General features: G+C 41.2%; 11 protein-coding genes. 4 read left to right on the top strand and 7 right to left on the bottom strand.

Annotation, left to right across the window (positions count from 1 at the left end):
• From rimM to ffh, 4 genes are all read right to left on the bottom strand, one after another.
• The gene (rimM, locus tag QUD85_RS03715) at window positions 1-531 is read right to left on the bottom strand and encodes a ribosome maturation factor RimM (protein WP_093327789.1); all 531 of its coding nucleotides are present in this window, start codon (window positions 529-531) and stop codon (window positions 1-3) included.
• A 28-nt stretch (window positions 532-559) separates the two neighbouring features.
• Window positions 560-808 (bottom strand): 30S ribosomal protein S16, encoded by a 249-nt coding sequence (gene rpsP / locus QUD85_RS03710; protein WP_093327791.1) that lies wholly within the window; start codon window positions 806-808, stop codon window positions 560-562.
• 210 nt (window positions 809-1,018) lie between these two features.
• Window positions 1,019-1,435, bottom strand: a complete 417-nt coding sequence (gene arsC / locus QUD85_RS03705) for an arsenate reductase (glutaredoxin) (protein ID WP_093327792.1) — start codon at window positions 1,433-1,435, stop codon at window positions 1,019-1,021.
• A 101-nt stretch (window positions 1,436-1,536) separates the two neighbouring features.
• The gene (ffh, locus tag QUD85_RS03700) at window positions 1,537-2,925 is read right to left on the bottom strand and encodes a signal recognition particle protein (RefSeq protein WP_093327794.1); all 1,389 of its coding nucleotides are present in this window, start codon (window positions 2,923-2,925) and stop codon (window positions 1,537-1,539) included.
• 112 nt (window positions 2,926-3,037) lie between these two features.
• On the opposite strand from ffh, the gene QUD85_RS03695 reads away from it, so the two are divergent.
• The 3 genes from QUD85_RS03695 (at window position 3,038) to QUD85_RS03685 (ending at window position 6,386) form a co-directional block, all read left to right on the top strand.
• Window positions 3,038-4,144, top strand: a complete 1,107-nt coding sequence (locus QUD85_RS03695) for an SO_0444 family Cu/Zn efflux transporter (protein WP_245732053.1) — start codon at window positions 3,038-3,040, stop codon at window positions 4,142-4,144.
• A gap of 49 nt (window positions 4,145-4,193) precedes the next feature.
• A complete protein-coding gene (locus tag QUD85_RS03690; RefSeq protein WP_093327795.1) occupies window positions 4,194-4,991 on the top strand; it encodes a cytochrome C assembly family protein in 798 nt (265 codons plus the stop codon).
• A 108-nt stretch (window positions 4,992-5,099) separates the two neighbouring features.
• Window positions 5,100-6,386 (top strand): HlyC/CorC family transporter, encoded by a 1,287-nt coding sequence (locus QUD85_RS03685; RefSeq protein WP_093327797.1) that lies wholly within the window; start codon window positions 5,100-5,102, stop codon window positions 6,384-6,386.
• A gap of 413 nt (window positions 6,387-6,799) precedes the next feature.
• On the opposite strand, the gene QUD85_RS03680 is transcribed toward QUD85_RS03685, so the two are convergent.
• A complete protein-coding gene (locus QUD85_RS03680) occupies window positions 6,800-7,420 on the bottom strand; it encodes a transglycosylase SLT domain-containing protein (RefSeq protein ID WP_093327798.1) in 621 nt (206 codons plus the stop codon).
• A 526-nt stretch (window positions 7,421-7,946) separates the two neighbouring features.
• Entirely contained in the window at window positions 7,947-9,512 is a 1,566-nt protein-coding gene (gshA, locus tag QUD85_RS03675; protein WP_093327800.1) for a glutamate--cysteine ligase, read from the bottom strand.
• Between the two features lie 131 nt (window positions 9,513-9,643).
• Between gshA and QUD85_RS03670 the strand changes: the two genes are divergently transcribed.
• Complete coding sequence (locus tag QUD85_RS03670; RefSeq protein ID WP_093328050.1) at window positions 9,644-10,342, top strand: TIGR01621 family pseudouridine synthase; 699 nt, start codon at window positions 9,644-9,646, stop codon at window positions 10,340-10,342.
• Window positions 10,343-10,385: 43 nt separating this feature from the next.
• Here QUD85_RS03670 and QUD85_RS03665 read toward each other — a convergent pair whose 3' ends face one another.
• A complete protein-coding gene (locus QUD85_RS03665) occupies window positions 10,386-11,735 on the bottom strand; it encodes a sodium-dependent transporter (protein WP_093327801.1) in 1,350 nt (449 codons plus the stop codon).
• Between the last annotated feature and the right edge of the window lie 117 nt (window positions 11,736-11,852).

The following is an 11,852-nucleotide window of genomic DNA, read 5'->3' as shown; positions in this document are numbered from 1 at the left end:
TTAAAAACCTGGGTCCCAGTCAACACAAATTTGTTTATCTTCAATGCTAATCGACTCAATAACTTCTTCCTCTACATAAGGAATTAGTCTTTCTTTCTTACCGAAAGCGTCTTTCGCATTGGCTTTAACAACTAAGACGTCATTAGCGCCTGTTTCCATAATATCGTCGACAACACCTAGGTTATAACCTTGGTTTGTAATCACCGTCATGCCAATAAGGTCACGCCAGTAAAACTCACCTTCAGGTAACTCCGGTAATGACTCACCAGAAATAAAGATTTCAGAATTAACCAACGCTGACGCCTGATCTCTATCTTCAAAACCTTTAACCTTTACGATTAAACCTTTGTTGTGTTTCCGCCAATCTTCTACTTCAACACGTTGTTCTTTTTTCCCTAATTTTAGCGACCAAGGGAAATAGTCTAAAATGGCTTCAGGGTCTTGTGTAAATGAATGAATCTTTACCCAACCTTTAACACCGTAGACTGCGCCTACTTTGCCAAGGATGACATTTTCAGATACTTCACTCACTTAAATACTCCTGAACTCTCTAAGTCAATTAAGCAGCAGCTTGTGCGTCTTTTACTAACTTAGCCACACGATCAGATACATTTGCACCTTGACCAACCCAGTGGTTGATACGCTCTAGGTCTAAACGTAATTTTTCCGCTTGACCTTGTGCAGTTGGGTTGAAGAAACCTACTTTCTCGATGAAACGACCATCGCGAGAATTACGGCTGTCTGCAACTACTACCTGATAGAATGGACGCTTCTTCGCGCCACCACGAGCTAAACGAATGGTAACCATACCGTCCTCTATTTAATTAAGTTAAACATATAAATCCAGACACTTCCTGCCACTCAGGTGACAGAAAAGCTCGCGTATTGTACGTATTTTCAGTAAAAATGCAAGTGAAATATCTGTTTAAAAGTGTATATATCATGGCTATTTACGCCATCTAGCAAATCGTTAAATTTCAATGCGTTTAAACTTTGATAGAAAAAGCGCCTCGGCGCTTTAACATCGCTCGCCTTTGTCATCAATTATTTGCTCACCGTCTTCTTTCGCAAAGGGTCCTTTCGGCCACTGTTCAAGAATGTCTAATACCGCTTCGCTCGGGCGACATAGTTTGACTCCCTTTGCCGTACAAACGATAGGTCGATTGACTAACACCGGATGTTCAAGCATGGCGCTAAAAATGGTTTCTTCGCTTACCGACTCTTGCAACAAACCGAGCTCTTGTGCAGGTGACTTAGTTTTTCGTAATGCCGTTTTCGGCGTTAAATTGGCTGCCGCAAACAAAGCCTGTAATTGCGGCTTAGTCCAACCGACTTTCAAATATTCAATAACGACAGGGGTATACCCAGCAGCCTTGATAATAGCTAATACATTTCTCGACGTACCACAATCGGGGTTATGATGAATAACAATCACAAGCAAACCTTTAACAGAATTAAGTGCTTTGAGTATAGCGTGTTAAAACTAGGGCACAAAAAAAGCAGCCGTTGGCTGCTTCTCGATAAACTTTATGTTGACTAACGACGGCCAAAGCCACCGAATCCGCCCATGCCGCCACCGGGAGGCATCATGCCTTTCATGCCACGCATCATCTTCTGCATGCCACCTTTGCCAGACATCTTCTTCATCATTTTCTGCATTTGCGTGAACTGCTTCAACAGCTTGTTTACATCTTGAATCTGAGTACCTGAACCCGCTGCAATGCGACGTTTACGTGAGCCCTTAATAATGTCAGGGCGCGCGCGCTCAGCCGGTGTCATTGAGTTGATAATCGCTTCCATACGAACGGTTAGTTTGTCGTCCATTTGGTTTTTAACTTGTTCAGACATTTGCCCCATACCAGGTAATTTGTCGATCAAGCCCATCATACCGCCCATACTTTTCATTTGAACAAGCTGTTCGCGAAAATCTTCAAGATCGAAGCCTTTTCCTGATTTAACTTTCTTCGCTAGCTTTTCGGCTTTTGCCTTATCAACTTTTTGCTCAACTTCTTCTATCAGTGACAATACGTCACCCATACCCAAAATACGAGACGCTATACGATCTGGATGGAATGGTTCTAAAGCATCGGTCTTCTCACCAACACCCATAAATTTAATCGGCTTACCCGTTATGTGACGAATTGATAGCGCGGCACCACCACGTGCATCACCATCGGTTTTTGTCAAAATAACACCCGTTAATGGCAGCGCTTCGTCAAACGCTTTCGCCGTATTGGCAGCATCTTGACCTGTCATTGCATCAACAGTGAATAGGGTTTCAACCGGATTAACCGCCGCATGTAATGCTTTGATTTCATCCATCATCTCGCCGTCTACATGGAGACGACCAGCGGTATCTAGAATCAATACGTCAAAAAAGTTTTTCTTTGCATGAGCAATCGCTGCATTGGCGATATCAATTGGTTTTTGCTCGACCGCACTTGGGAAAAAGTCTACGCCTACTTCGCTGGCAAGTGTTTCAAGCTGTTTAATCGCAGCGGGGCGATAAACGTCAGCTGATACCACCAATACTTTTTTCTTTTCGCGCTCTTTTAAGAACTTAGATAGCTTTGCTACAGAAGTTGTTTTACCTGCACCTTGTAAACCAGCCATTAATATCACAGCAGGAGGCGTTGCTTTTAGGTCAAGTTGTTCATTAACTTCACCCATCGCTTTCTCAAGTTCTGTTTGTACAATTTTTACAAACACTTGCCCTGGCGTTAAGCTTTTCGATACATCTGTACCCAATGCGCTTTCTTTTACTTTAGCAATAAATTCACGGATAACCGGCAAAGCAACGTCGGCCTCCAATAAAGCCATACGTACTTCTCTTAACGTATCTTTTATATTGTCTTCGGTAAGGCGACCACGACCGCTAATGTTTTTTAGCGATTTGGTTAAACGATCAGAAAGATTCTCAAACATCAGATTCTCTATAGCAAAGTGCGCAAAAAATTGGGGGCTATTATAGCGAGCCACCCTTGGAAAGTAAAAATGTAACAAGCGCTACACTTTATAACTTGCTTTTGACTGATATATGGTAGAATTAAACCAGTTTCAAGATGCAGTATTCACACTTATGCAAATCGTTAATCAATTTTTCGCCAATTTAGTCCAGTTAAGCGCAGAAGCAAGCCCTTGGTTGTTGCTCGGCTTATTGATAGCAGGCCTTATGAAAGCTTGGGTACCAACACGTATCCTTAGCCATCATCTTGGTAGCGGAAAAAAAGCGATCGTAAAGGCGGCATTTATAGGCGCTCCGTTGCCATTATGTTCATGCGGCGTCATACCTGTTGCAACAGAACTTAAACGCAGCGGCGCTTCTGCGCCGGCCACCTCTTCTTTTTTAGTTGCTACACCCGAAACTGGCGTTGATTCTGTCTCTGTGTCGTATGCGATGCTTGGGCCTGTCATGGCAATTTACCGCCCTATTGCTGCCATAATTAGTGCGATAGCAACCGGGCTATTGGTTAACACCACCACAAAAACAGCAACAAGTAATCAAGCAGAGGTTAAAAGCTGCTGCGCAAGCCATCAACAAGAAGCGCCGAAAAAAGAAGAAACAAGTTGCTGTAGCCATGAACATAGCCATCAGCCCACTAGCATGGACAAAACCATCAGTGGTATTAAATACGCATCAACAACCTTAATTGATGACATCGTCAAATGGTTAGCGATAGGTCTATTGTTTGCGACAATTGTGCGCACCTTCGTACCAGAGAGCTTTTTGCTTAGCTATGGCAGTGGCCTACCGGCGATGCTACTAATGATTGCCATATCTATTCCTATGTATATTTGTGCTACTGCGTCTACACCGATAGCGGCTGGCTTTATTATGGCTGGTATTTCTCCAGGCACTGCACTGGTGTTTATGATGGCTGGACCGGCAACCAATATATCAACATTAGGTGTGATTAAATCTGAAATGGGCACCCCGGTATTAACTCGCTATCTACTAGGCATTAGCGTCAGTGCAATTGCTTTAGGGTTATTACTTGATGCAGGCCTTAGCTATTTTGACATTAATATTGCCAATCAAATGAGTCATAGCCACGAATTATTACCACAATGGTTTGGCATTTTATGTGCGCTCGTGATAATAATACTGGCAGTAAAACCTATAAGACGTTTGTTTATCAAATAATTAGCGCGCTCTTACTAACAATAAATAGCGCGTATATCGGAGTAACAAAGTGCACATTGCAACAGTTTTCACCTTAGTGGCTATTTTGGGCTATACCATTGCAACATTTGCGGTATTGTCACGATTATTCCATCACAAAGGTCCTAACCTTTTATTTGTTCAAGCCTCTGCGCTGGTTGCAATCATTGCACACGTACTACTTGTCTCGGGCAGTTTTGACAATCAACCACTCAATTTTAGCCTACCTAACGTGGTTTCAATTGTGAGTTTAGTGATAGCACTTTTTGTAAGTGGGTTAGCGCTGCGTTACAAAATCAACTTAATTCTGCCTGTTGCCTATGGTTTTTCTGCGATTTGGCTGACGATATCCTTGTTAATACCGACAATTGAAAATATGCCTTTAATTGCTGGCAAATTAGTATTGGTCACGCATATTACGTTAGCGCTTATCGCTTACTGCATTCTGGTTATTGCTACCTTGTATTGTTATCAAGTGGCCTATATCAACTTTAAATTGAAGCAAAAGAACTTGGCTGCCGTGACCCACTTGCCACCTCTAATGCAGGTTGAGCAACAACTATTTTTAATACTTGCTGTTGGCACGTTAACCTTGTTGTTGAGCCAACTAACAGGTTTCATTTTCCTCGACAATTTTATTAGTAAAGAAAATGCGCATAAAACCGTGTTATCACTAATGGCACTGGGCTTGTACTGCGTCATTTTATGGGGCCACTTCAAACAAGGTTGGCGAGGCCACAGAATCGTTACCTTAACCACAATCGCAACAATTTTGCTCACATTGTCGTATTTTGGTAGCAGATTCGTGAAAGAATTTCTCTTATCTTAAAAATTAAGGTATAAAGGCTGTTCGGTGATAATTTCATCGACAATTGTTGGTTTAAGATAACAGTTTATTCTTAACACCTTTTTTTTTGGGCAATATAGGACCCCCTGATTGGACAGTATCTCCACCGGTATGCTTTGTGCCATTCTTGGCATTTTAATATTAATTTCAGCATACTTTTCCGGCTCAGAAACCGGACTTATGTCTCTCAATCGATATCGATTGCGTCACTTAGAAAACAATGGCCACAAAGGCGCTAAACGCGTAGGTAAGCTACTTAAGCGTCCAGACCAACTGATTGGCTTAATTCTAATTGGTAATAACCTTGTTAATGTATTTGCTTCACTTATCGCGGGCGTTATAGCAGAACGCTTGATTGGTGGTGCTGGTATATTCTACGCAGGTCTTCTGCTTACTCTTGTTATATTGATTTTTGCAGAGGTGACGCCTAAAACTCTTGCCGCGATAAATCCAGAGAAAATAGCATTTCCAAGTTCATTTATACTGCGCCCATTGATGAAGCTACTTTTCCCATTGGTCGTCGCAGTTAACTACATCACCAATGGTATTCTCAAATTGCTTGGCGTGAGCCAGCAAGATATGGAAAACCATAGCTTGAGCTCAGAAGAGCTAAAAACGGTAGTAAATGAATCAAGCGCCCTATTACCTAAACGCGATCAAAACATGTTAGTAGGCATTCTTGACCTAGAAAACGTGACTGTTGAAGACATCATGATCCCTAGGAACGAGCTATTTGGTATCGACATCAACCAAGAATGGAAAAAGATCCAGCGACAACTCACCCATGCTAGTCATACCCGTGTATTGCTTTACCGAGACAATATAGATGATGTTGTCGGCTATATTCACGTACGTGATGCATTAAAGATGTTATCTAAAAACCAATTCACCAAAGCCACACTGCTGCGCGCTGTTCGTGAGTTGTATTTTATTCCAGAGAAAACGCCGCTCAATGTTCAACTACTTAAATTCCAGCGTGCCAAAGAACGATTAGGCTTGGTAGTAGATGAATACGGAGACATTCAAGGACTTGTAACCCTAGAAGATATTTTGGAAGAAATTGTTGGCGACTTTACCACAACGAAAACGCCTACTCCGAGTGAAGAAGTGACACCACAGCCCGATGGTAGTTTTTTGATTGATGGAAGCGCTAACATCCGTGATGTGAATAAAGAAATGGATTGGCAGCTACCAACTGACGGTCCTAAGACAATTAGCGGCCTGATCATTGAACATTTGGAAGATATTCCACAGGCGAAACTTAGCGCCAAAATTGGCGGATATCCCGTCGAAATCGTCGATCTTAGCGACAATATGATAAAGACAGTTCGTATTTTACCTGAATTTGTTGCTCAAACACACGAAGACGAACGCTAAGCCAATGAATTCATAGCCTCTAGTGAATTATGAGGCTATGAATAGGCGCCATATTCTAAGCGATTTTTGCTTGGTTTATCTTGCTTTACTGATCAATCTTAGCGCATCTCTATTTTTTGTACATTAGTACAATGTTACAAATTTACCAACAAAGTTATCCACACCCTTTAAAAACTTTTCCATATTCCACAAATTCTGTGGATAACTCAAGCTAGGTCAATAAAAAAAAGCCCTGCGTATTTGCAATGACTTTTTTACACTTTTTTTAACTTTTTTTTGCGGTATTTCGCATCCCCTTAATTTTTAAGGCATCACAATTTTTTATCGAATTTTATAAAAAATTGGTAAGGTTTATGCTTTATAACTACCGTTGATTTCGTAATTGTCACACTTGTGAATGTTTTGAGTTGGCCTTAGCCAAAAAACAATCGCCATAACCAACCATGATCTAAATCTTCCTCGCAGGTTTTCAATTGACTTGAATATCTGCGTGCTCTGTCATCGACTTTACGTGATACTTTAATTAACCACGGCTTCTTCATGTAAGATTTGTTTCTATAGCCACCCCAACCTTCATGGTAGTTCAAGTACTGATTGTAGGTATCCCACTTTGATATCTTGTTTACTTTATGGGTTTTATAGATAAACCACGCCATAAAATCGATGGCATCGTCAAAGTCGTCACGATCTGCGCCGGAATTTCCAGTCGCCTTTATGTAATCTTCCCAGGTTAACGTTTTGGCTTGAGAATAACCGTAGGCACTGCTAATTCGTCCCCAAGGAATAAAACCAAGAATATATTTGCGCGGTGGCGCAGCATCATGCCTAAACGAGCTTTCTTGATACATCATTGCCATTGGCACATGGATAGGCGTCCCCCAACGCTCCCTTGCTTCTTTAGCGGCAAAGTACCAATCCCTGTTTTCTTCAAAAATTGCACACAAATTTTCTGGATTCTTTGGTGGTGGCGTTGCACAACTTGCCAAGAGAAGCAGCAAACTTGCGCACATTAAGCGCTGCTTGTACTGAAACATCTTTCGTTAATTTACTTTTATATGATGATTACTAAGATAAACGAAACGCGATAAAGAAGAAATATTAAAAAAATTAAAAAAAGTTTGAACTAAAGCAAATTAGCACACTCTATTAATACGAGAGCGACTGAACGGCTTAATTATTTGACCGTTTTCCCCCTATAAAGGTGGAGCGTTGTAAATGTTCAAATAATTGAGTCGTTTGGTTAACATTCCCTTAGTGTTTCATGTTTTTTAGCGCATATGTTTATATGCGCTTTTTTTATGCTTTTTTTAACAACATTTAATATTATTGTTAACAAGAGGTTATATGAAATAGCGAAAAAAAATTTATGAACTTTTTCAATTTGGTCTACTCTTAAGATGTGAGAGCACAAATTTTACCTCCCTGGACTGCTTTCATAGTTTTGTAGCGCGTTTATTTAAACGCGCTTTTTTTTTGCCCAAAGAAAAGCGTTTTTGCATAGCCCATTGAAGTTGAACTATGCAATTAATAAGACAGCAAACGCTGTCTTTGATGGCGGTATTAAGAAAAGTAATCTGTTAGAAAGGTATCAAAGTCTACGGTGTCTGCCGCTTCAATCGCTGCTTGATCTGCGAGCGACTTGACTCGCATGTCTTCGAAGTTCTGTGCATTACAATAGCTATAGTCTCGCGTCATTGCATTTTTTCTGTATTGCTTAGCTAGGTTCATACAATGTTCGGTTAGCGTCAGATTTTTTGACTGAATGTCGTGTAAGAAACGTCGAGCAAATGTTTTGTTCGGGTCTAGCACTTTTTGATATTCGCGTTCGACTGCATCGGCATAATGACTCTCTCCGGCTGCTTTGTCCAAGAGCGTGGCCACTTCAGATAAACCAGCGAAAATTTCTTCGCCCCAATCTTTGATGGATCGCTGCTGTTGATCATATAGCGTTAACGCTGGATCTAAACCTCGCACAACAACTTGCCCCAAATTACCACGATAAGCTTTTTGCTGCTCATTGGTCATTAATGGACTGTCTTTTAACGCGCAGAAGGTAAGAAACACATCCAAAAAGTATACTTGCTCTAAACTAATGCCTGTAGAAACAAATGGGTTAACATCCAATACGCGGACTTCGATATACTCGACACCTCGCTTGGCGAGTGCTTCCGATGGTTTTTCCCCTGACTTGGCGACTTGTTTAGGGCGTATCGGCGCATACAATTCATTTTCTATTTGCAAGACATTGGTATTAAGCTGTTGGTACTCTCCATTAACTTTTACGCCTATTTCAGCAAACTTTTCCGAGGCATGCGTAATGGCATCACTTACCCCGTCTAAGTAATCATTTAGACTGTTATAGCCAATGTTAAAAGAGGATTGTTCTGAGTTGGTGTATCCTAAATCGCTCATCCGCAAGGACGTTGCATGTTCTAAATACAAAAAGCCAGTTTTATCCTTCTTAAACGGTAAATCTGTCTCTTTGTTTTGCAAAAACGAGGGGCAAATTGCCGGTGAGCTGCCATATAGGTATGGCAGTAGCCAAGCATAACGCTTGTAGTTGCGCAGCAAGGCAAAATAACCTTCATTAATAAACGCTTGCAGGTCTTGAGTATCTTGCTTAATGATTTGCAATTGCTGCCAGAACGCCTTTGGAAATGAAAAGTTGAAATGAATACCCGCTATGACTTGCATCATGCTGCCATAACGATTCTTTAACCCCTTGCGATAAACCGTTTTCATCGTACCAATATTAGAAGTGCCGTAATTTGCCAGTTCGATTGTATCGGCGTCTTCGACAAAACAAGGCATACTCATTGGCCACAGCAATTCGCCATCGATTTGGCTAAAGGTATACTTTTGAATATCTTGTAATTGCTCAATAACCGTTGTCGGTGCAAAACTTACTGGCGTAATAAATTCCAATAAGGTTTCAGAATAATCTGTTGTTATTGCAGGATGTGTAAGGGCGGAACCTAATCCTGCGTAGTGGCCATGTTCAGATAATTTTGCGTCGGGATGAATTCGAAGACCTTCTCTTTCAATACCTCGTCCAAATTGCGTAAAGAGTGAAAGCTGGTCTGCTTGTTCGAATGCGTTTGCAATCGCTTTTATTGTCTGTGTCAAAATAGATTCCAAAATCTGCAACTAGGCTAAAGACAACCGGTTTATTAGTTCAATAGCTTAGCAAGTTTTTATTAATATTTCTTTGTTAAATGGTTATAGTGGCTCTGATTTTTTCTTTTTCAAGCGCGCCTATGCACTATTTTGATTTAATTGCCGAACATCCAGATTTTATCGTGATTAACAAGTATCCAGATGTTAATTTTCACGATGAATCCTCATTAGGTAATGGCCTATTTAATCAAGTGCAAAAAGCGTTAAACGACAATACATTATTTCCGGTTCACCGCTTGGATAAAATGACGTCGGGACTTGTCTTGATAGCTAAGAACAAAGAAAGTGCACAAAACTTTCAACAAATGTTTGAAAAACATCTTATTCAAAAGTTTTACCTTGCTATCGCTAAAGGGAAACCTAAAAAGAAACAAGGATTGGTTAAAGGTGACATGGAAAAAGCACGCCGTGGCAGTTGGAAATTAATGAGAACGCAACATAATCCGGCGATAACACAGTTCTTTTCTTACGGCATAGGTAATAGCATGCGCTTGTACTTGCTTAAACCGCATTCAGGAAAAACGCATCAACTGCGCGTAGCGTTAAATAGTTTGTCGGTAACTATATTAGGGGACGAGAGATATGGTGGCGCCACAGCAGATCGAGGCTATTTACATGCTTATGCATTGCAGTTTGATTGGAAAGGTGAGTTGCAAAGCTTTGTTATTCCTCCCAACCAAGGACAATTCTTTACATCTGATGTCACTCAATCAACACTCAAGACTATATCAATGCCCTGGCAGATCAACTGGCCAAAAATTGGCGGCACTAAAGCATAGAAATTTTTGCAAAAAAAAGCCGACATTTCGTCGGCTTTTATCATTACAAAATTGAGTGTATAAACACGGCCGCAATTGCGACAGGGCAAACAAACTTAGTGTACCAAGGCCATATTTTCCAAAATAGCGAATGTTCAACCGCGTCATTGCCTTGTTGAATTTCTTTTAAGACTTCACTTCGATGCCATATCCAGCCAACGAAAACGCAGCAAAGCATCGCAATAATAGGCTGACCATATTGGGTTGCGAGTATGGCGATAAAATCGAGTAAGAATTCAATATTAAGCACGATTGCGACGCTAATAATAAAGATAATGATACCGGCAGCAATAGTCGCTTTTTTACGTTCAACATTGTGACGTTCCACCGCATAGCTCACAGGGCCTTCAAGCATTGAAATACTTGACGTTAAAGCGGCAATCGACATGAGTACGAAAAATGCAAAAGCAACAACTAAACCAACACTTTCCATGCCTTGGAATAGAGCAGGTAGCACGGTAAAGACGAGACCTGAACCAGAAATCAATGAGCCATCTTCAGCAAAAATAGCAACACCTTGAGCCTGTGCAACATACATCGCAGGGATAATGAGTAAACCCGCCAAGAAGGCGATGGACACATCAATCACAGTCACTTGTGCGCCAAGCGTAACCAAGTTCTCTTTTTTGGCTATGTATGAACCGTATATGATCATGACACTGGTGCCTAGTGACAAGCTAAAGAACGCTTGCCCTAATGCACTAATTAGCAAATCAGCATCAAATACACGGCTAAAATCAGGTTGCAAATAGGCTTTCAAACCTTGGTCTGCACCTTCTAAGGTGGTGACGTAGACAATAAGCGATACCAACAACACGATGAGCATTGGCATTAAGCGCTTTGACCACTTTTCAATGCCCTGCTCTACGCCGCGGCTAATAATGAAGATAGTTAAAAACATGAATACGGCGGTAAACAACAAGTTTCTTAATGTGCCTTGTGTAACCACCCACTGTGCAAGCCCGTCAAGTGATAGCATTTTAGCTAATGGCTCTATCGCATATGACATCATCCAACCAGCAATAATGCCGTAAAAGCTCAGAATAAGTGCCGCACATACGATGCCACCAAAACCAACTAAGAAGGCAAATCGCTTTTGCCACAGGTTGCGCGACATCTTTTGCAACGAGGTTACCGCGTTCGCTTGGCCATAGCGACCAATTAAAAGTTCAGCCATAAATGCCGGATAAGCCAAACAGAATGCTAGCACGAGGTAGACAAGTACAAACGCTGCACCACCGTTACTAGCAGTTTGCGTAGGAAACCCCCAAATATTACCTAAACCAACAGCACTGCCCGCTGCTGCCAATATAAAGCCCATGCGAGAGCTAAAACCGCCTCTGGATACACCCATAATTATTCATCTTATTATTATCAATTAGCCCATAATCTAACTGATGCTGTTTTATAAAAACACCCGCTTTGCACAGCAAGTGCTACTAATTCTGTAAAAAAGGGATTACAGCCTATG

The sequence above is a fragment of the Thalassotalea agarivorans genome (assembly GCF_030295955.1).
GTDB lineage: Bacteria > Pseudomonadota > Gammaproteobacteria > Enterobacterales > Alteromonadaceae > Thalassotalea_D > Thalassotalea_D agarivorans.
Note: the sequence above shows the minus strand (reverse complement) of the source record. Positions and strands in the feature narration are given on the sequence as shown.